Origin of the sequence: Dinoroseobacter sp. S375 (genome assembly GCF_049800775.1) — a bacterium.
Taxonomy (GTDB): Bacteria; Pseudomonadota; Alphaproteobacteria; order Rhodobacterales; family Rhodobacteraceae; genus Dinoroseobacter.
In genome coordinates, this window is the sequence record NZ_JBNAFR010000001.1 from 421256 (window position 1) to 440526 (window position 19271).

Below are 19271 nucleotides of genomic sequence, written 5' to 3' on the forward strand. Positions count from 1 at the left end.
TCCTTACGACAGGTTCGGGCGGATCTTGACCATGGGGGCCGGACACGCGAGAGAAGGGCCATGGTGATCTATAAAATCTTCAGAACGCCCGAACATGAGGCGTTTCTTGCCGCAGGTGAGACGGCTGGGGCGCCGGTGGATCTGGCCGATGGCTTTATCCACTTTTCCACCGCCGCGCAGGTGCGCGAAACCGCGGCCGAGCATTTCGCGGGCGAGACCGATCTGGTGCTTCTGGCGCTGGAGGCGGACGCCCTCGGCGAGGCCCTGAAATGGGAGCCCTCGCGTGGCGGGGCGCTCTTTCCGCATCTCTATCGCAGGATGACACCGGATGATGTGCTCTGGACCGCCGCCCTGCCCATGGGCGACCGGGGCCATGTCTTTCCCGAGGCCTTGCCATGAGCGCGCTGGAGCGTTTGGGGCTCGCGGCCCTGACCCGGTTTGATCCGGAAACCGCCCATGGTCTGGCCCTGCGCGCCCTGCGCACGGGGCTCGGGCCCTCGGGCGGGCCGGTCTCGACACCCCGGCTCAGCACGCAGATCGCCGGGCTGCGCCTGCCCAATCCCGTGGGTCTGGCCGCCGGGTTCGACAAGAATGCCGAGGCGCTCGCCCCGCTGGCCAAGACAGGGTTCGGATTTCTCGAAGTGGGCGCCGCCACCCCCCTGCCGCAACCGGGCAATCCGCGTCCGCGGCTTTTTCGGCTGACCGAAGACCGCGCGGCCATCAACCGGTTCGGCTTCAACAATGACGGGGCCGAGGCCATCGCCGCCCGCCTTGCGGCGCGACCAAAGGGGACAGTGATCGGCCTGAACCTCGGAGCGAACAAGACCAGCGAGGACCGCGCGGGCGATTTCGCCCGGGTGCTCGCGACCTGCGGGGCTCATGTGGATTTCGCGACGGTGAATGTCTCGTCCCCCAACACCGAGAAGCTTCGCGATCTGCAGGGGGCCGCCGCGCTTGAGGCGCTGCTTGCCGGGGTGATGGACGCGCGCGCGGCGTTGGCCACGCCAATCCCGGTCTTTCTCAAGATCGCGCCGGATATGGACGCGGCTGGGCTTGCCGATATTGCCGCCGTCGCCAAGTCCAGCGGGATCCATGCGATCATCGCCACGAACACGACCCTGAGCCGGGACGGCCTCGCCTCCGCCCATCGGGACGAGGCGGGTGGGCTCTCGGGCGCGCCGCTCTTTGAGCGCTCTACGCGGGTGCTCGCGCAGCTCTCGCAACAGACCGGAGGCGCGATCCCATTGATCGGGGTTGGCGGCGTGGACAGCGCGGAAACCGCCTATGCCAAGATCCGGGCCGGGGCGTCGGCGGTCCAGCTCTACACCGCGCTGGTCTATGGCGGCATCAGCCTCGCCAGCGAGATTGCCCGGGGGCTCGACGCGCTGCTCGCCCGAGACGGGTTTTCCACCGTGGCCGAGGCCGTGGGCACAGGACGAGAGGATTGGCTATGACGGATGTTCTGCTGTGGCATAACCCACGCTGCTCGAAATCGCGTGAGGCACTGAAACTGCTCGAAGAGGCCGGGCATGACGTGACGCTGCGCCTTTATCTCGGCGAAGAGCCGGACGAGACGGAGCTGCGCGCGGTCCATGCCCGCCTCGGGGGTCCGGTGCGCGAGATGATGCGGACCAAGGAGAAAGCCTATGGCGAGGCCGGGCTCGACGCCGAGAGCAGCGATGCCGAGCTTTTCGCTGCCATGGCTGCCAATCCCAAGCTGATCGAGCGGCCCATCGCCTTTGCCGGCGGCAAGGCGGTGATCGGGCGTCCGCCGGAACAGGTGCTCGAGATCGTCTAACCGCCCGCCGCGCGTTCCAGCGCAGGGTATTTCGCGCCCAGCGTGATCGCGCGGATCACGAACATCACCGTGATCGCCGCCCAGAGCCCATGATTGCCGAAGGGTGGCAGGAGAAGCGCGACCGTGATGCAATAGATCCCGAAGGACAGCGCCATCATGTTGCGCATGTCCCGGGTGCGGGTTGCGCCGATGAAGATCCCGTCCAGCATCCAGGCCGCCACGCCCAGCACAGGGGCCGCGACCATCCAGGGCAGGAAGCTTCGCGCGGTCTCGCGCACGTCGGGGGCCGTGGTCATCACGTCGATCACCATCGGTCCCAGCAGGGCAAAGGCCAGCGCCAGTGCCAGCGCGGTCCCCCCGCCCCAGAGGCTTGTCATCCAGGCCGCGCGCCGCAGCCGCGCCACCGCCCCGGCGCCGTAAGCCTGCCCCACCAGCGCCTCGGCGGCAAAGGCAAACCCGTCCAGCGCATAGGCGGTCACATGCAGGAATTGCAGCAGCACCTGATTGGCCGCCAGCGTGACATCCCCCAGATCCGCGCCCAGAAACAGGAAAGAGACGAAGGCCGCCTGCAACAGGACCGAGCGGATCAGGATATCGCCATTCACGGCCGCCATCTGCACCAGCCGGTCTCGGGCAAAGACAAGGTCTTTCTGTCGCCATGCGGGCCGCGCGAACGCATCCCGGCAGAGCCACAGGCCCAGCGCCAGCCCCGTCCACTCCGCCAGAAAGGTCGCGAAGGCCACGCCGGAGACACCCCAGCCAAGCCCGAGCACGAACCACAGGTCGAGCGCGATGTTCAGCCCGTTCATCCAGAGCTGCAGGACCAGAACGCCCTTGGTCCGCTCTGCCGCGATCAGCCAGCCGGTCAGGCCGTAGATCGCGATGGCCGCCGGGGCAGACCAGATCCGGATCTCCATATAGTCGCGGGCGAGGCTCTCGACCTCCGGACTGGCGGGCGAGACCTGAAACGCGCCCCAGAACAACGCGGCTTGCAGCGCGATCAGCGCGAGCCCCGCGCCAAACCCGATGAGCAGCGCGCGGGTGAGCAGCGCCGAGACCTCGTCCTTCTGCCCGGCGCCCAGCGCCTGCGCGACGAGCCCGCTGGTGCCCATGCGCAGAAATCCGAAGATCCAGTAGATCGCCGTCAGAATGATCGCGCCGATGCCCACGGCCCCGATCGGAGCCGCCTCGCCCATCTGTCCGACCACACCGGTATCCACCGCCCCGAGGATCGGCACCGTCGCGTTGGACAGCACGATGGGCACCGCGATATGCAGCACCCGGCGATGGGTCAGGGGCCGCTCAGGCGCGGCAGGGGTAGGCTCAGCCATCGGTCCGGGACGTGGTCTCCTGAGCCTCACGGCGCGGCATGAGGAAATGCACCGTGGCCTGCGCGATGGGACGTTCCCGATTGTCCTGCCAAGCCTCGACAAAGACCGTCGCGTAGCGCCGCCCGGACCTCGTCACCCGCGCGCGGGCATAGGCATCGCGCGGCAGGCCCGAACGCAGGTAGTCCACGGTCAGGTCAATCGTTTTCGGCATCCGCGGCAGCGAGGACGGGCTGAGGGTGTCGGGGTCGATCGCGCCGCGCTCCAGATCATCCCAGAGCATGGCCCAGCTCACCTCGATCTGCGCGGTAACCTCGAGAAACGCCGCCGTCACACCGCCATGGATGGCCGGCAGCATCGGGTTGCCGATCAGCTTGTCGTCAAAAGGCAAGAGCGCCGTCAGCTCATCCCCACGCCGGTCCACCGAGACGCCGAGGAACTGGATGTAGGGCACCCCTTCGACCAGCGCGCGCAGGGCCGCATCGCGCCGTTGCTTGACCACCTGCATGGGTTCGGGACGTGCGCGGCTCATCGGGCCTGCTCCACGGTGAAGGCGCCGGTGGCCATGGCCACGGGGTGCTCGGGGTCGCCATCCATGGCCACGGCCCGGACAAAGGCCACGTTTCGGGTGATATGATGACATTCGGCCCGGGCGGTAATCCGGTCGCCGGGCTTGGCCGCGCGCATGTAGTCGATGCGCAGGTCTATGGTCGCCGTCCCGCCCGGCGCGCTCGGATGGCTCATCACCGCCGCCCCGCCGCAGGTATCCATCAGGGCCGAGACCGCGCCGCCATGGATGACGCCGGTCTGGATGTCGCCCACGAGCTTCGGGTCATAGGGCATCGAGATCACGGCGATGCCATCGCCGATCTCTTCCACGGTCATGCTCAGGGCACGACCATGGGGGATCATCTCGATGAATTGCTGCGCGATCCGCGCCTTGTCGGTCTGGGGGTCTGAGGTCATGGGGCCCTTCACTTGCTTGCCGTGGCCAGTCCGGCCCCTTGCACAGACGCCGCCGGGCGGGCACAAAAGAACTCGGACAACACCGCAGCCTTGGGGAGGGAGCATGGCGGAGGACACTCTGAGCTTCAAGGAGATGTGCGCGGCCTTTGACGTCACGCCGCGGACGCTTCGCTATTACGAGTATATCGAACTCCTCTCTCCGATCCGCGAGGGCCGCAGCCGGTTCTATGCGCCGCGCGACGTGGCGCGGATGAAGCTGATCATGCGCGGGCGGCGCTTTGGCTTCTCGCTCGAGGAGATCCGGCAATGGCTGCTGATCTATGAAAACGAGGGGACCGAGGCCCAGAACCGGGTCTGGGTCGAAGGCGCGACCGAAAGGCTTGACGCGCTCCACAAGGAACGCGCGGATCTCGATGCCGCAATCGACGAGCTGACGGAGTTGCGGGACAAGGTCGCCAAGACCCTGCCCTGAGCCCGCCCGACAGGGTCAGGCGGAGGGCCGGAACGCCATCGCCGCCAGCCGCGCCCGGGACGGGCCCGCGCCGGGCTCGGGATGAAACATCAGGTCAGGCTCCACCGTCTTCGCCTCGGACGTCCAGGCGGTGGTGATCGTGCTGCCCTCGGGCACCGAGAGCGGCGCGCCGATCATGTTGGGCAGATAGGCCGCCAGCATCATCTGCCAGTTGCCCGCCCCCACCGTGCAACGCGCCGAGAGCGTGACGGTTTCCTCCCCGACACTCAGATCGACGGCCCCGCCTTCGGGTACGGCCATGAAAACCACGGCCTCCAGTTCCAGATCCCCGGCGGGACGCCCCTCGGGCGGCAGGCTCACACCTGGCTGCCACAGGGTGGTCTCGACCACACGGTTCTTGAACAACTCCGCCGCGCCCTCGGGATCGAACCGGTTGACGACCATCAGCTTGCGCTCGGGGTCCACATAGACAGGATCCCCTTCCGGCAGTCTGGCCAGCCCGGCATCCACTGCCTCGGCCGCCAGACCGCCGATATAGCGGCTCATGTCCGAATTCGCATGCATATGCCCGGTGGCGTTGAAAAAATGGCGCGGGATCTCGGGCAGGCCCGTGTCGCGCTCATATTCCTCGGTAATGTCGACCCAGGCGAGGCCGTAATGGTTGAACAGCTCGAGCAACGCATCCTTGTAGGGGCGCTGATCCTTGTTCATATCCGCGTTCCAGGTATCGATCAGGATCGGCAGGAACGTGGCCCCGCACTCGGCCACATGGCGGATCATCTCTTCGAGATAGGCCAGAAGACTGCCATCCTGGAACCCGCCCGCCGTGAGCGCCGTCGCATCCGCGACGCATCCCGACCACAGCACGATATCGCCGGGCTCGTAGGGCGCTTCCTGTTTCATGCGAATGAGAGACATCAGCGTGCTGGCCGCACTGATCGCGGAATTCCGCACCGCGTAGCGTCGCACCATTTTCAGGGCGAACTGGTCAGCCCAACCGCCATGCATCACGGTGGAGGAACTGCCCACAATATAAATCGTCATCAAATCTAGCCTTCACACTCTTCACCCGCAGTACACAACATGGGCGGGCCACACACGTAACTAGGTCAGATTTTCAGAAACGTTAAGACAGATATTCGTCTGCATCACTCTGAGCGAAGATCCGCGCCAAACCGCTTTGACACCCCTCGGGCGCGACGCTCTGCAGGGGATCTGGGTCGCGGTTGCTCCATGCTTCTGCCCCACTTGCTCACCGGATCGCGCTGCGCCAGTCTAGATGGCCCTGCCCCCAGCGCGCCGGGAGCGTGTTCAGGCTCGGACGCACCCGGCGCCGCCCCGAACTCCGGCCACGCAACCACGCCCGCCCTGTTGCGTCGGCCCACCGCCCTGCCCTTGGGGCAGGGTCGCGGGCAACTGGCAAAAAGCCGCTCAAAAAGGGCCATGACGGAGCGTCAGAAACGTGCCGATTCTCGCGTTTACCTTAAGAAAATGACTTAACGCCGGGTCGTCTGCGAAATGACGTGACGTCCCTGTTACGTAAACGTCAACTGTTCTTGTAACCTAATCGCAGTCGGGTCACATCCAGCATGTACCTGACAAGTGAGATGTAACATGACCCAGACTGACTACACCACAATCCGCGACATGTGCGATATCTACGACGTGACACCGCGCACGTTGCGGTTTTACGAGTCCAAGGAACTGCTCTTTCCCGTCCGTGAAGGCCAGAAGCGCCTCTTCACACGTCGGGACCGGGCACGCCTGAAGCTGATCCTGCGCGGAAAGCGCTTTGGTTTCAGCCTCGAAGAGATCCGGCAGCTGCTCGATCTCTATGACCGGGGCGACCGTCAGCTCACGCAATTGTCAAAGACCTATGAGATCGCGCAGCAACGGCTCGCGGATATGGAGCGCCAGCGCGAAGAGCTGGACGAGGCCATCGACGATCTCAAAGAGCAACTCGATTGGGGGGCGAAGATGATCGACTCCCTGAAGGAAAAAGAAGCCGCCGCCTGAGCGCGCGCGACGATCAACGGAGAGGCCCATGCCCAGCTACACCGCCCCCACCAAGGATATGCAGTTCCTGCTGCACGACGTGCTCAACGTCTCGCAGACCGGCATTCCCGGCTATGACGAGCTTGATGCCGAATTCACCGGCGCCGTGCTCGACGAGGCGGGCAAGCTGGCGACCGAGGTCCTGCATCCGCTGAACACCGTGGGCGACGCCCAGGGGTGCAAGCTGGAAAACGGGGTCGTGCGCACGCCGGAGGGGTTCAAGAACGCCTACAAGCTGATGTGCGATGGCGGCTGGACCGGCCTCGACATGGACCCCGACTATGGCGGTCAGGGCATGCCCTATATCCTGCAGACGGCCACGGGCGAGATGTTCTCGGCCGCCAACATGGCCTTCCAGATGTATAACGGCCTGACCCATGGCGCGATGTCCGCCCTGTCCGAGCATGCCTCGGATCAGCAGAAGGCGACCTATCTGCCCAACATGATCGCGGGCACCTGGACCGGCACCATGAACCTGACCGAGCCGCAATGCGGCACGGATCTCGGGCTGATCCGCACCAAGGCGGAACCGCAGGAGGATGGCAGCTACAAGATCTCTGGCCAGAAAATCTGGATCTCGGCGGGCGAGCACGACATGTCCGAGAACATCATCCATCTGGTTCTCGCCAAGATCCCCGGCGGCCCCGACGGCGTGAAGGGCATCTCTCTGTTCATTGTGCCGAAATTCATGGTGAACGAGGATGGCAGCCTCGGCGATCGCAACGCGGTCACTTGCGGCGGGCTCGAGCACAAGATGGGTATCCACGGCAACGCCACATGCGTGATGAATTATGACGAGGCCACGGGCTTCCTCGTGGGTGAGATGCACAAGGGCCTGCGCGCCATGTTCACCATGATGAACGAGGCCCGCCTCTCGGTGGCGCTGCAGGGCTATGCCCAGGGCGATATCGCCTATCAGAACGCGCTCGGCTTTGCCCGCGACCGGCTGCAGGGCCGCGACGTGACCGGCGTGCAGGCGCCCGAAAAGCCCGCCGATCCGATCATCGTCCACCCGGATGTGCGTCGGAACCTGATGGACCAGAAATCCTTCGTCGAGGCCGCCCGCGCGCTGGTCTTCTGGGGCGCGACCCTGATCGATCAGGCGCACCGGTCCAAGGATGCCGAGGCAGACGCAATGATCTCGTTGCTGATCCCGGTGATGAAGGGTTTCCTGACCGACAAGGGGTTCGAGACCACGGTTCTGGCCCAGCAGACCCTCGGCGGGTCTGGTTTCACCAAGGAATGGGGCCTCGAGCAGTTCGTCCGCGATGCCCGCATCGCCATGATCTACGAGGGCACGAACGGCATCCAGTCGCTCGACCTCGTGGGGCGCAAGCTGGGCCTGAATGGTGGCAAGACCGTCATGGCCTTCTTTGATATGATCAAGAGCTTCCTCAAGGAAAACGAGGACAATGCCGCCCTGAAAGAGGGCTTCCTCGATCCGCTCAAGACCGCGTCCAAGGACCTGCAGGCGGCTGGCATGTATTTCATGCAGAACGGCATGAAGAACCCCAACAACGCGCTCTCGGGCAGCTATGACTTCATGCATCTCTTCGGGCATGTCTGCCTCGGACTGATGTGGGCGAAGATGGCCAAGGCGTCCATGGCGGCGCTGGAGGCGGGCGACACGGACACCCAGTTCCACGAGACCAAGATCGCCACGGGCCGTTACTACATGTCCCGCCAGCTGCCCATGACCGGCACCCATCTGGCGCGGATCACCACCGGGGCCGAACCGGTGATGGCGCTGGACGCCGCCAACTTCTGAGATCGGATCGCCCCGCGCAGCTGCGGGGCGACACACAGGGAGGGGAGCGGGAAAGCCAAGGCCTGTCGCGGCGAAAAACGCAGCGTCACAGCCCGGGCTTTCCCGATCTTTGAGATACTCAAACGGGGGTGGCAACGACCATACTCCGGACAGCACAACAACACGGCGGGCCGGACCGACGCGGTCCGCGCATAAAGGGGAGAGCCGCGATGACCACCACCTGGATGACCGACGAGCACAAGATGCTCGCCGAGATGACCAACAGCTTCATCACCACCGAGTGGGCCCCGAAATTCGAACGCTGGCGCGCGCAGGGCGAGATGGATCGCGAGATCTGGCAAGAGGCCGGCGAGCTCGGTCTGCTCTGCCCTTCGGTGCCCGAGGAATATGGCGGACCGGGCGGGGATTTCGGCCATGAAGCGGCGATCCTGACCGAGATTGCCCGGGCGAACCTGTCATCCTGGGGCGCCGGACACGGGATCCATTCGGGGATCGTCGCCCATTACATCCTCGCCTATGGCTCTGAGGAGCAGAAGAAAAAATGGCTGCCCAAGATGGTCTCCGGCGAGATGGTCGGCGCGCTGGCCATGACCGAGCCGGGCGCGGGCTCGGATCTGCAGGGGATCAAGACCAAGGCGGTGAAGGACGGCAACGCGTACCGGCTCAGCGGCTCCAAGATCTTCATCACCAATGGTCAGCACGCGAACCTGGTCGTGGTGGCCGCCAAGACCGATCCCTCGGCCGGGGCCAAGGGCGTCTCGCTCGTCGTGCTGGAAACCGACGGGGCGGAGGGCTTTTCGCGCGGGCGCAACCTGCACAAGGTCGGGCTGCACGCTTCGGACACTTCGGAGCTCTTCTTCGACAATGTCGAGATCCCGCCAGAGAACCTGCTGGGCGGCGAGGAAGGCCGCGGCTTTTACCAGATGATGACCCAGCTCCCGCAGGAGCGTCTGATCATCGCCGCCGGTGCCGTGGGGGCCATGGAGGGCGCGGTGGAGCGCACCATCGCCTACGCCAAGGAGCGACAGGCCTTCGGCGGTCCGATCCTCAAATTCCAGAACACCCGGTTCAAGCTGGCCGAGTGCCAGACCAAGACCACCGTGGCCCGCGCTTTCCTGAATGAATGCATCGCCGAGCATCTCGAGGGCAAGCTGAGCGTCGAGAAAGCCGCGATGGCGAAATACTGGATCACCGACACGCAAGGCGAAGTGATCGATGACTGCGTGCAGCTCCATGGCGGCTATGGCTACATGGCCGAATACGACATCGCCCAGATGTGGACCGATGCCCGCGTCCAGCGGATCTATGGCGGCACGAATGAGATCATGAAAGAGCTGATCGGGAGAGCCCTGTGACCCGGCCGAACCGGATGGGAGCGGCCCTTCGGTTGGCATACGGGGGAGCGGACAACCGAAGGGCCTTGCAAGAACCCGGTCAGGGGCATCTGAACCTGGTCCATGTCTCTGGTGTACCCATGGTCGCCTTAAAGAGAGGTAAAGCCATGTCCCAGACTCTCATTTATTTCGCAGCGCCCAGCGCGGCCCTGACAGGAGTGGCCCCATGACCCTCAGACTGCATTGCTTCGGCGAATCCGGCCATTCCTACAAGGTCGCGCTGGCCCTGAACCTCGCAGAGCTCGACTGGACCCCGGTCTATGTGGATTTCTTCAAGGGCGGCACCCGCGCGCCTGAACATCTGGCCCTGAACGAAATGGGCGAATGCCCGGTGCTGGAGGATGGCGAGACGACCCTGACGCAATCCGGTGTCATCCTCGATCACCTGTCGGAAAAAACCGGACGTTTCGGCCTGCACGACCCTGCAATCCGGCGCGATGTGCTGCGCTGGGTGCTGTGGGACAATCACAAGATGTCCTCGATGGTCGGCATCACCCGGTTCCTGATGAACTTCGTGCCCGAGGCCAAACGCCCCGCCGAGGTGATCGGCTGGGCCCAGGGCCGGTGTGCCGGGGCCTACAAGACCCTCGATGCCGCTCTTGCCGGGCGCGACTGGCTGGTGGGCGACGACGTCACCGCTGCCGACCTCTCCTGCTGCGCTTACCTCTATTATGATGAACCGTTCGGCTTTGACCGCGCGGCTTTCCCGAATATCGACCGCTGGCTCGACGGCATCGCCGCCCTGCCCGGTTGGAAACACCCCTATGATCTGATGCCCCGCGCCTATGGCGTGGCGGCATGAACGGAGGACCCATGACCGAAGCCTATATTTACGACGCGATCCGCAGCCCCCGGGGCAAGGGCCGCAAGGATGGCAGCCTGCACGAGGTGACCGCGGTCAGCCTCTCGGCGCAGACGCTCAACGCCCTGAAGGACCGCAACGGGCTCGACGGCCACGCGGTCGAGGACGTGATCTGGGGCAATGTCACCCAGGTGATGGAACAGGGCGGCTGCCTCGCGCGGACCGCCGTGCTGGCCTCGGATCTGGACGAGCGGATCCCGGGCCTCGCCATCAACCGCTTCTGCGCCTCGGGGCTCGAAGCCGTGAACCTCGCCGCGAACCAGGTGCGCGGTGGCGGCGGGCACGCCTATATCGCGGGCGGGGTCGAGATGATGGGCCGTGTGCCCATGGGATCCGATGGCGCGGCAATCGCCGCTGACCCGAGCGTCGCGATGAAGACCTATTTCGTGCCCCAAGGGATTTCTGCGGATATCATCGCCACCGAATACGGGTTCTCGCGCGATGACGCCGATGCGCTCGCGGTTGCCAGCCAGCAGCGCGCGCAAGCCGCCTGGGACGACAAGCGGTTCGAGAAATCGATCTTCACCGTGCGCGACCAGAACGGTTTGAGCATTCTCGACCATGACGAGTACATGCGCCCGCAGACGGACATGCAGTCCCTCGGCGGCCTGAAGCCTGCCTTCAAGGATATGGGCGAGCAGATGCCGGGTTTCGACAAGATCGCCCTGATGAAATACCCCCATCTCGAGAAGATCGAGCATATCCACCATGCCGGGAACTCCTCCGGCATTGTGGACGGGGCCGCAGCGCTTCTGATCGGCAACAAGGAATTTGGCGAGGCCCATGGCCTCAAGCCCCGCGCCCGCATGAAGGCGACCTGCAAGATCGGCACGGATCCCACGATCATGCTGACCGGGCCTGTTCCCGCCACTGAAAAAATCCTGGCCGATTCCGGAATGAACATTTCGGATATTGATTTATTCGAGGTTAACGAGGCCTTCTCGTCGGTCGTGCTGCGCTTCATGCAGGCCTTCGATGTGGACCATGACAAGGTGAACGTGAATGGCGGCTCCATCGCCATGGGCCACCCGCTGGGCGCAACCGGCGCGATGATCCTCGGCACCCTGCTCGACGAGCTGGAACGCACGGGCAAGGGCACCGGCCTCGCGACCCTCTGCGTCGCCTCCGGCATGGGTGCCGCCACCATCATCGAGCGGATCTGATAGGAGGCTTGGGCATTGCCTTATCACTTCTTTTGGAAGGGCCCGCTCAGCCAGTGGCATCCTTGCCGGATACAAATCTGGGACAGGACGTTCAACTGTGCTGAACAGGCAATGATGTTTGGCAAGGCCCAACTCTTCGGAGACACCGAAACCGCAGAACAGATCGTTCAGGCCAACGAGCCAGGAAAGCAAAAGGCACTCGGAAGGACGGTGCGGGGTTTCGATGACGACATCTGGGACGCCGAAAAGGAGGCGCTCGTGTTCGCTATCAACCTCGCGAAGTTCGAACAGAACAAAGGTTTGCGAAGAAAACTCTTCCAAACGCTGCCGAGTGATCTGGCCGAAGCGAGCCCGTTGGACACGGTCTGGGGCATCGGCCTCGACAGCTCTCAGGCTACCACGACACACCCTGACCTTTGGCCAGGTCAGAACTTGCTCGGCCGAGCGCTTACGAAGGTTCGAGACACATTGATACGGCGCCACCCCGCAGAAGCCCAAGCCTGCGCTGGCGCACCGCAAGGAGACACACCATGACCGATTTTACCATGAGCACAGACGCCGACGGCGTCGCCACCATCACCTGGGATGTCCAGGGCAAGTCCATGAACGTCATGAACCAGCAGGGGTTCGAGGATCTCGACGCGCTGGTGGATCAGGCGCTGGCCGATGAGGCCGTGAGGGGCATCATCATCACCTCTGGCAAAGACAGCTTTGCCGGCGGCATGGACCTCAACGTCATTGCCAAGATGAAAGAGGATGCTGGCGACGATCCGGCGCGCGGGCTCTTCGAGGGCGTGATGGCCATGCATGGCATCCTGCGCAAGATCGAGCGCGCAGGCATGGACCCCAAGACCAACAAGGGCGGCAAGCCGATTGCCGCCGCCCTGCCCGGCACAGCACTTGGCATCGGGCTCGAGATTCCGCTAGCCTGCCACCGGATCTTTGCCGCAGACAATCCCAAGGCCAAGATCGGCCTGCCGGAGATCATGGTCGGCATCTTCCCCGGCGCGGGCGGCACCATGCGTGTCTCGCGCAAGCTGGGCGCGATGCAGGCGGCTCCTATCCTACTCGAGGGCAAGCTGAGCGAGCCGAAGAAAGCCAAGCTGGCGGGCATCGTGGATGAGGTTGTGCCCGCAGACGAGCTGCAAGCCGCCGCCAAGGCCTGGGTCCTGTCGGCCAAGGATTCCGATATCGTCAAACCCTGGGATCAGAAGGGGTATAAGTTCCCCGGTGGCGCGCCCTATCACCCGGCGGGCTTCATGACCTTTGTCGGCGCGAGCGCCATGATCCATTCCAGGACCATGGGCGTCTACCCGGCGGCCAAGGCGCTGCTGAGTGCGGTCTATGAGGGCGCCATGGTGCCGTTTGACACAGCGCTGAAGATCGAGGCGCGCTGGTTCACCAACGTGCTGATGAACCCGTCCTCCTCGGCGATGATCCGGTCGCTTTTCATCAACAAGGAAGCACTGGAAAAAGGGGCCGTGCGTCCCGCGGATGTGGCCGATCAGAAGGTCAAGAAGGTTGGCATTCTCGGTGCGGGCATGATGGGGGCGGGCATTGCCTATGTCTCGGCCAATGCCGGGATCGAGGTCGTGCTGATCGACGCCGCGCAAGAGAGCGCGGATCGCGGCAAGGCCCATGCCGAGGACATCCTCGACAAGGGGATCTCACGCAAGAAGGTCACGCCTGAGAAGAAAGCGCAGGTCCTGGACCGCATCACGGCCACCACGGATTACGCCGCGCTTGAAGGCTGCGATCTGGTGGTCGAGGCGGTGTTCGAGGATCCCGGGGTGAAGGCCGAGGTGACTGCCAAGGCCGAAGCCGTGATCCCGTCGGACGCGATCTTTGCCACCAACACCTCCACCCTGCCGATCTCCGATCTGGCCAAGGCGAGCACCCGGCCCGAGCAGTTTATCGGCATCCACTTCTTCTCGCCCGTGGACAAGATGCTGCTGGTCGAGATCATCAAGGGCAAAGAGACCGGTGATGTGGCCGTGGCCAAGGCGCTCGACTTCGTGCGCCAGATCCGCAAGACGCCGATCGTGGTCAATGACGCGCGCTTCTTCTACGCCAATCGCTGCATCATCCCTTATATCAACGAGGGCATCCGCATGGTCGCCGAGGGCGTCACCCCGGCGCTAGTGGAGAATGCTGCGAAACTGGTGGGCATGCCGCTGGGGCCGCTGCAGCTGGTGGACGAGACCTCCATCGATCTGGGCGTGAAAATCGCCAAGGCGACCAAGGCCGCCATGGGCGATGCCTATCCGGACGAGGCCGTGGACGAGGTTCTGTTCTGGATGGCCGATGAAGGACGTCTCGGGCGCAAGTCCAATGCAGGCTTCTACAGCTATGACGAAAAGGGCAAGCGCGGCCTGCTGTGGGAGGGTCTGGGCGACAAGTTCGCGGAGACCGCGGATCAGCCGGAGCTCACCAATGTCCAGCATCGCCTGCTGATGGCGCAGGTGCTGGAAGCCGTGCGCGCGCTGGAGGACGGGGTCCTGATGGATATCCGCGAAGGCGATGTGGGGGCCATCCTCGGCTGGGGTTTCGCGCCCTGGTCCGGCGGCCCTCTGAGCTGGCTCGACATGATCGGGGCCGCCCGCGCGGTCGAGATCTGCGACGCGCTGACCGAGACCCATGGCGCGCGTTTCTCCACCCCCGCGCTCCTACGGGAGATGGCCGAGAAGGGCGAGACCTTCTATGGCCGCTTCGGGACGCGCCCCGCCGCTGCGGCTGCCTGACCCGGTGGCGGAGCCAGCCTCCGCCCCGCGATTGCGCGGCGCCGTACTGCCCTGGCGGATCCTCTTGGCGATCCTCGGGGCCTGGGCCCTGCTCTTGGCGCCGATCATTGCGCTTTATGGCCCCGCCTCTGGCGGGGTCACTTTGGTTGTGGGGCTGATTCCGGCCTTTGGCGGGCATGTGCTGGGCCAACGCCGCATGGCCTATCTGGCCTCGGCTGCCCTGCTGCTGGCAATTGGGGTCCTGGCCGTGCTGCCCGGCCTTCTGACGATCTGGATCTGCACATTGGCCTTGATCGCGGGCTGCGCGCGCGAGGCCTGGAGGCCCGGAGGCCGCGCCTTTGTCCTCGCGCTCTATGGCTGGAGCGCGCTGGTCCTTGCCCCGACCATGCCCCCGCCGGTCGAGGCCCTGCCCTTCGTCGCGGCCGGGCTTGGCTGGGGCGCGCTGATCACGGCCCTTTTGAAATTCGCGGGCCAGGCCGCGCAACCGCCCATGCCCGGGCAGGTCGCACTGTCCCTTGCGGTGTTTCTGGGGGTGGGGATCTTCCTGTCGGTGCAGGTCACGGCCTGGATCGATCAAAGCTATGGCTATTGGGTCGTCCTGCTCTTCATCCTGCGCGCCCTCTCCCCGCCCCATCAGAGCCGGCAGAGTGCGGTGAGCTATGGGCTGGGCGCGGTGCTCGGCTCGGGCTGCGCGCTTCTCGTCACCTGGTTCGCGCCGGTCGCGGCGATCACCCTGCCGCTGGCGCTGATCCTCGTCGCCCTCGGTCTGCGCTACTTGCCCCACCCGGCCCCGTGGTCCACGGCGGCCTTCACCTCGGCGGTGTTGCTGATCAACGCCCTCGGCTCGGAGGGGGTCTTGCTGCGGGTCGAGGCGGTGCTTCTGGCGCTGGTCATCGCCCTGGCCTTGGTGAGCGCGATCAGTCTCGGCTGGCGCCTGATCGGTCGGAGCAATCCGGGCCTCGCCGCGCCCCTCCGCCCGGCCCCGGCACCTGACGACCGCGCAGAATGATCACTAGGCCCGCCACGAGAATGCAGCAGATCCCCCCGAAGGCCAGCGCACCGGGAAGCTCCGCCCAGAGCACATAGCCCCAAATCCCCGCAAACAGCAGGAAGCTGTATTCAAAGACCGAGGCGTAGCTCGGATCCGCGATCTGATAGGCCCGGACGAGAAACCCGACCGCAACCAGCGAACCCGCCGCCTGCACCACGGTGAGGGTGAGGAATTGTCCGGTAAAGGGCTGCCACCCAGTGCCAAAGAAGCTCGCCGTGCCGGGCGCGCCGCCCCAGCCGGTTGCGGCCAGCACGCCCGCCCCCACCACGCCGTAGACCAAGAGCAGAGCAAAGAACCACCATGTGAGACAATAGGGGCTTTCCTCGGCGCAGAGTTGCCGCGTGGCCAGGGATCCGGCGGCATAGAGCGCGCCGGCCAGCACCGGGACGATCGCCACCGGTGTGAACGCGTCGCCCCCCGGCTGCAGCACCAGAAGCACGCCGGCGAACCCGATGGCCACCGCACCGGCCCGCCATGGCCCAATCCGCGCCCCGAAAAGCCCGATGCTGAACACCAGCACGAAGATTGGCGAGGTAAAGAGCCCCGCCCCCGCGGTCGAGATCGGCAGGACCGCCACCGCCCCAAAGTAAAGCAGGAGCGAGGTCGCCATCAGGGCCGAGCGGATCAGCACCGCCCAGAGCCGTCGCGCCCTGAGCGGCCAGCCAAAGATCAGCGCCAGACCGCCCAGCACAGGCAGCACCATGGCGCTGCGCACCGCATGAAACTGCCAGAGCCCCGCATCCTCGGCGATGACCCGGACGAAGTTGTCGATGAACCCGATGATCAGCATGGCCGCCAATATGAGCCCGGCCGCCGCCGGAACGCGGTTCGCTGATTGATGCATGACAGGCCCTTTCGTCTCGCGCGGAGTTGACCATGGGCCGCTCTCCACGTCTATTCGGAAAAAAGCTCTGGGAGGACATGATGGGATGGCTGGCTGACGAAACCGGGCTGGGGAAATGTGCGGCAAATCATGTGCCCCTGACACCCCTGAGCCATTTGCAACGCGCGGCGCATGTCTTTGCGGATCACGATGCCTGGGTCTATGGCGCGCGGCGCAGCACCTATGGCGAGTATCACGCCCGGGTCAGTCGGCTGGCCTCGGCGCTGGCGCAGGCCGGGATCGTGCCGGGGGACGTGGTCGCCACGCTCCTGCCCAATGTGCCCGCCATGGTCGAGGCGCATTTCGGGGTGCCCGCCTGCGGCGCGGTGCTCAATACGATCAACATCCGGCTCGATGTGGACACGGTCTCTTACATCTTCTCCCATGGCGGGGCGAAACTGGTGCTGGTGGATCCGCAATTCCTGCCGCTTGCTGTCGCGGCCTGCGAACAGATGGACGGCCCGGCCCCGATGCTGATCGAGGTGGCCGATGACGCCGCCGGGGTCCATGCGACGGGCACCTATCCGGAATACGAGGCGTTTCTCGAGGGCGGCGATCCGGACCATGCCTGGCACATGCCCGAGGATGAATGGGAAAGCCTCGCGCTCAACTACACATCCGGGACGACCGGGCGACCCAAAGGCGTGGTCTATCACCACCGGGGGGCGTATCTGATGACCATGGGGACCGTGGTGTCCTGGCGCATGGTGCTCTACCCGCGCTGGATGGCCATCGTCCCGCTCTTTCATTGCAATGGCTGGAACCACAGCTGGATGATGCCGATGCTGGGCGGCACGGTCGTCTGCTGCCGCGATGTCACGGCGGACGCGATCTATGGGGCAATTGCCGATCATGGCGTGACCCATTTTGGCGGTGCGCCCATCGTGCTGAACATGATCGTCAACGCGCCCGAGACCGCCCGGCGGCCGTTCGAGCACACGGTCGAGGTGATGACCGCGGGCGCGCCCCCCGCCGCCGCCACCCTCGCCGCCATCGAGGAGCTCGGCTTCAACGTGATCCAGGTCTATGGGCTGACCGAGACCTATGGCCATGTCACAGAATGCGTCTGGGACCCGGCCTGGGATGCGCTGCCCCAGGATGAGCGCGCGGCCATCAAGGCGCGACAGGGCGTGGCCCTGCCCCAGATGGATCATATCACCGTCATGGACTCCGAGATGAACCAGATCCCCATGGATGCCAGCACCACGGGTGAGATCATGGTGCGCGGCAACTCGGTGATGAAGGGTTATTTCAAGAACCCGACGGCCACCGAAGAAGCCTTTGCCGGGGGGTATTTCCATTCCGGCGACATCGCCCTGCAACATCCCAACGGCTATATCCAGATCGCGGACCGGGCCAAGGACATCATCATCTCGGGCGGCGAGAATATCTCGTCGGTCGAGGTCGAGGGGGTGCTCATGCACCACCCGGCGGTGCTGCTTTGTGCGGTGGTGGCGAAACCGGACCCCAAATGGGGCGAAGTTCCCTGCGCCTTTGTCGAGCTGAAGGATGGCGCGCAGGCCGAGGAGGCCGAGATCATCGCCTTCGCCCGCGAGCGTCTGGCCGGCTTCAAGACACCAAAGGTTGTTGTATTTCAGGAGCTTCCCAAGACCTCGACCGGGAAGATCCAGAAATTCGCCTTGCGCAAGACAGCCGCTGCGATCTGACCCCGCAGAGCGCTTTGCCCGCTGAGGTCGCTGCTTGTGATTGAGGCTGCCCGGACAACCCGCTAGGGTGCCGGGCAACGCATATCCAACAGGCAATTTCGGCAGAGTGACCGCCCTCAAGGACTATATCCGGCTGGAATCCACGGGCCTTTGGCGCGCGGGGGAAGAGGCCCAGCGCCGCGATGTCTATGTCTTCGTGGGCACGGCCTCGCTGGTGATTGCCGACAAGACCGAGGCCCCCCTGTCGCACTGGTCCCTGCCCGCCATCGAGCGGCAAAACCCCGGCGTGCGGCCCGCGCTGTTCACGCCCGGACCGGATGCGGATGAGACCCTCGAGATTGCCGATCCCGACATGATCGACGCCATCGAAAAGGTGCAGCAGGCCGTGCGCAAGGCTGAGCCCAAGCCCGGGCGCTTGCGCCTGCTGAGCGCGGTAAGCGCGGCGGTGGTGGTGGCCACGCTCGGGGCGCTCTGGCTGCCCGATGCGATCAAGGACCACGCGACCTCGGTCGTACCCATCGCCCAGCGCGCGGCCATCGGGGTCAATGTGCTCGGCGCGCTGGAGCCGATGACCGGCCCGGTCTGCACCACGCCCGAAGGCAGCCGCGTGCTCACCCAGTTGGTGCAGCGCGTCGCCCGACCGGACGCGCCCCGGGTCCATGTGGTGCGCACGGGGGTCGAACAGCCGCTCTTGCTGCCCGGCCCACTGATCGTGCTGGGGCGCAGCAGTATCGAGGATCACGAGACCGCGGATGTGGCCGCCGGGCATATCCTCGCCAAGCTCGCCCAGGCCGAAAGCTCGGATCCCCTGCGCGTCATGCTGGAGGAGCTTGGCACCTTCACCACCTTGCGCTTTCTGACCACCGGGCACTTCCCGGACATCGCCCTGTCTCGGTATGCGCGCCACCTGCTGACGGCCCCGGCGCCCGACGTGTCAGATGCCGCCCTGCTCAACCGTTTTGCCCGGGCGCGGGTGGCGACAACGCCCTATGCGCGCGCCTTGGATGTGACGGGCGAGACCACGCTTGCCCTGATCGAGGCAGACCCCTACCGCGACGCAGAGAGCCCTATCGTGCTGGACGACAATTCCTGGATCGTGCTGCAGGCCCTCTGCGAAGGCTAA

Annotated in this window: 19 protein-coding genes; 14 read left to right on the top strand and 5 right to left on the bottom strand. The window is 65.1% G+C overall.

Going from position 1 to position 19271, the window contains the following annotated elements; genetic code table 11:
- Positions 1–60 precede the first annotated feature (60 nt).
- Genes ACP150_RS01935 through arsC form a run of 3 tightly spaced genes read left to right on the top strand, consistent with a single transcriptional unit; the run spans position 61 to position 1798 of the window.
- Positions 61–399 carry a DUF952 domain-containing protein gene (locus ACP150_RS01935; protein WP_424964854.1) on the top strand — a complete coding sequence of 113 codons (339 nt, stop codon included), beginning with the start codon at positions 61–63 and terminating at the stop codon, positions 397–399.
- Positions 396–1454 (top strand): quinone-dependent dihydroorotate dehydrogenase, encoded by a 1059-nt coding sequence (locus ACP150_RS01940; RefSeq protein ID WP_424964855.1) that lies wholly within the window; start codon positions 396–398, stop codon positions 1452–1454. The genes ACP150_RS01935 and ACP150_RS01940 overlap by 4 nt, the downstream gene beginning before the upstream one ends.
- Entirely contained in the window at positions 1451–1798 is a 348-nt protein-coding gene (gene arsC, locus ACP150_RS01945) for an arsenate reductase (glutaredoxin) (RefSeq protein WP_424964856.1), read from the top strand. Before ACP150_RS01940 ends, arsC begins: the two co-directional genes overlap by 4 nt.
- Here the strand turns inward: arsC and ACP150_RS01950 are convergent.
- From ACP150_RS01950 to ACP150_RS01960, 3 genes are read right to left on the bottom strand one after another with little or no spacing between them, the layout of a single operon-like run.
- Positions 1795–3129, bottom strand: a complete 1335-nt coding sequence (locus tag ACP150_RS01950; RefSeq protein ID WP_424964857.1) for an MATE family efflux transporter — start codon at positions 3127–3129, stop codon at positions 1795–1797. The two genes, arsC and ACP150_RS01950, sit on opposite strands and share 4 nt — an antisense overlap.
- A complete protein-coding gene (locus tag ACP150_RS01955) occupies positions 3122–3658 on the bottom strand; it encodes a PaaI family thioesterase (protein WP_424964858.1) in 537 nt (178 codons plus the stop codon). The genes ACP150_RS01950 and ACP150_RS01955 overlap by 8 nt, the downstream gene beginning before the upstream one ends.
- Complete coding sequence (locus ACP150_RS01960; RefSeq protein ID WP_424964859.1) at positions 3655–4092, bottom strand: PaaI family thioesterase; 438 nt, start codon at positions 4090–4092, stop codon at positions 3655–3657. The genes ACP150_RS01955 and ACP150_RS01960 overlap by 4 nt, the downstream gene beginning before the upstream one ends.
- Before the next feature lie 103 nt (positions 4093–4195).
- Here ACP150_RS01960 and ACP150_RS01965 point away from each other — a divergent pair, with 103 nt between their 5' ends.
- On the top strand, positions 4196–4564 hold the full coding sequence (locus tag ACP150_RS01965) for a MerR family transcriptional regulator (RefSeq protein ID WP_424964860.1): 369 nt from the start codon (positions 4196–4198) through the stop codon (positions 4562–4564).
- Between the two features lie 15 nt (positions 4565–4579).
- Here ACP150_RS01965 and ACP150_RS01970 read toward each other — a convergent pair whose 3' ends face one another.
- Entirely contained in the window at positions 4580–5608 is a 1029-nt protein-coding gene (locus tag ACP150_RS01970) for an SGNH/GDSL hydrolase family protein (protein ID WP_424964861.1), read from the bottom strand.
- 570 nt (positions 5609–6178) lie between these two features.
- Between ACP150_RS01970 and ACP150_RS01975 the strand changes: the two genes are divergently transcribed.
- From ACP150_RS01975 to ACP150_RS02010, 8 genes are all read left to right on the top strand, one after another.
- On the top strand, positions 6179–6580 hold the full coding sequence (locus tag ACP150_RS01975; protein ID WP_424964862.1) for a MerR family transcriptional regulator: 402 nt from the start codon (positions 6179–6181) through the stop codon (positions 6578–6580).
- A gap of 28 nt (positions 6581–6608) precedes the next feature.
- The gene (locus ACP150_RS01980) at positions 6609–8387 is read left to right on the top strand and encodes an acyl-CoA dehydrogenase C-terminal domain-containing protein (RefSeq protein WP_424964863.1); all 1779 of its coding nucleotides are present in this window, start codon (positions 6609–6611) and stop codon (positions 8385–8387) included.
- A 209-nt stretch (positions 8388–8596) separates the two neighbouring features.
- Positions 8597–9742, top strand: a complete 1146-nt coding sequence (locus ACP150_RS01985; protein WP_424964864.1) for an acyl-CoA dehydrogenase family protein — start codon at positions 8597–8599, stop codon at positions 9740–9742.
- A 205-nt stretch (positions 9743–9947) separates the two neighbouring features.
- Positions 9948–10583 (top strand): glutathione S-transferase family protein, encoded by a 636-nt coding sequence (locus tag ACP150_RS01990; RefSeq protein ID WP_424964865.1) that lies wholly within the window; start codon positions 9948–9950, stop codon positions 10581–10583.
- Between the two features lie 11 nt (positions 10584–10594).
- Entirely contained in the window at positions 10595–11806 is a 1212-nt protein-coding gene (locus ACP150_RS01995; protein ID WP_424964866.1) for an acetyl-CoA C-acetyltransferase, read from the top strand.
- A 15-nt stretch (positions 11807–11821) separates the two neighbouring features.
- A complete protein-coding gene (locus ACP150_RS02000) occupies positions 11822–12340 on the top strand; it encodes an NADAR family protein (RefSeq protein ID WP_424964867.1) in 519 nt (172 codons plus the stop codon).
- Positions 12337–14547, top strand: a complete 2211-nt coding sequence (locus tag ACP150_RS02005; protein ID WP_424964868.1) for a 3-hydroxyacyl-CoA dehydrogenase NAD-binding domain-containing protein — start codon at positions 12337–12339, stop codon at positions 14545–14547. Before ACP150_RS02000 ends, ACP150_RS02005 begins: the two co-directional genes overlap by 4 nt.
- 31 nt (positions 14548–14578) lie before the next feature.
- Complete coding sequence (locus tag ACP150_RS02010) at positions 14579–15556, top strand: hypothetical protein (protein WP_424964869.1); 978 nt, start codon at positions 14579–14581, stop codon at positions 15554–15556.
- On the opposite strand, the gene ACP150_RS02015 is transcribed toward ACP150_RS02010, so the two are convergent.
- Positions 15465–16442 (bottom strand): DMT family transporter, encoded by a 978-nt coding sequence (locus ACP150_RS02015; RefSeq protein ID WP_424964870.1) that lies wholly within the window; start codon positions 16440–16442, stop codon positions 15465–15467. The genes ACP150_RS02010 and ACP150_RS02015 overlap by 92 nt on opposite strands.
- Positions 16443–16522: 80 nt before the next feature.
- Between ACP150_RS02015 and ACP150_RS02020 the strand changes: the two genes are divergently transcribed.
- Together ACP150_RS02020 and ACP150_RS02025 are read left to right on the top strand one after the other, a co-directional pair.
- Entirely contained in the window at positions 16523–18148 is a 1626-nt protein-coding gene (locus ACP150_RS02020; RefSeq protein WP_424964871.1) for an AMP-binding protein, read from the top strand.
- A 106-nt stretch (positions 18149–18254) separates the two neighbouring features.
- A complete protein-coding gene (locus ACP150_RS02025) occupies positions 18255–19271 on the top strand; it encodes a hypothetical protein (protein ID WP_424964872.1) in 1017 nt (338 codons plus the stop codon).

What these genes read in the sequence shown, in the direction of transcription:
- ACP150_RS01975 (WP_424964862.1), top strand. Translation starts at nt 6,179, where the DNA reads ATGACCCAGACTGACTACACCACAATCCGCGACATGTGCGATATCTAC.
- ACP150_RS01955 (WP_424964858.1), bottom strand. Translation starts at nt 3,658, where the DNA reads ATGAGCCGCGCACGTCCCGAACCCATGCAGGTGGTCAAGCAACGGCGC.
- ACP150_RS02020 (WP_424964871.1), top strand. Translation starts at nt 16,523, where the DNA reads ATGGGATGGCTGGCTGACGAAACCGGGCTGGGGAAATGTGCGGCAAAT.
- ACP150_RS01985 (WP_424964864.1), top strand. Translation starts at nt 8,597, where the DNA reads ATGACCACCACCTGGATGACCGACGAGCACAAGATGCTCGCCGAGATG.
- arsC (WP_424964856.1), top strand. Translation starts at nt 1,451, where the DNA reads ATGACGGATGTTCTGCTGTGGCATAACCCACGCTGCTCGAAATCGCGT.
- ACP150_RS01970 (WP_424964861.1), bottom strand. Translation starts at nt 5,608, where the DNA reads ATGACGATTTATATTGTGGGCAGTTCCTCCACCGTGATGCATGGCGGT.
- ACP150_RS01995 (WP_424964866.1), top strand. Translation starts at nt 10,595, where the DNA reads ATGACCGAAGCCTATATTTACGACGCGATCCGCAGCCCCCGGGGCAAG.
- ACP150_RS01940 (WP_424964855.1), top strand. Translation starts at nt 396, where the DNA reads ATGAGCGCGCTGGAGCGTTTGGGGCTCGCGGCCCTGACCCGGTTTGAT.
- ACP150_RS01990 (WP_424964865.1), top strand. Translation starts at nt 9,948, where the DNA reads ATGACCCTCAGACTGCATTGCTTCGGCGAATCCGGCCATTCCTACAAG.
- ACP150_RS01960 (WP_424964859.1), bottom strand. Translation starts at nt 4,092, where the DNA reads ATGACCTCAGACCCCCAGACCGACAAGGCGCGGATCGCGCAGCAATTC.
- ACP150_RS01965 (WP_424964860.1), top strand. Translation starts at nt 4,196, where the DNA reads ATGGCGGAGGACACTCTGAGCTTCAAGGAGATGTGCGCGGCCTTTGAC.
- ACP150_RS01950 (WP_424964857.1), bottom strand. Translation starts at nt 3,129, where the DNA reads ATGGCTGAGCCTACCCCTGCCGCGCCTGAGCGGCCCCTGACCCATCGC.
- ACP150_RS01980 (WP_424964863.1), top strand. Translation starts at nt 6,609, where the DNA reads ATGCCCAGCTACACCGCCCCCACCAAGGATATGCAGTTCCTGCTGCAC.
- ACP150_RS02015 (WP_424964870.1), bottom strand. Translation starts at nt 16,442, where the DNA reads ATGCATCAATCAGCGAACCGCGTTCCGGCGGCGGCCGGGCTCATATTG.
- ACP150_RS01935 (WP_424964854.1), top strand. Translation starts at nt 61, where the DNA reads ATGGTGATCTATAAAATCTTCAGAACGCCCGAACATGAGGCGTTTCTT.
- ACP150_RS02005 (WP_424964868.1), top strand. Translation starts at nt 12,337, where the DNA reads ATGACCGATTTTACCATGAGCACAGACGCCGACGGCGTCGCCACCATC.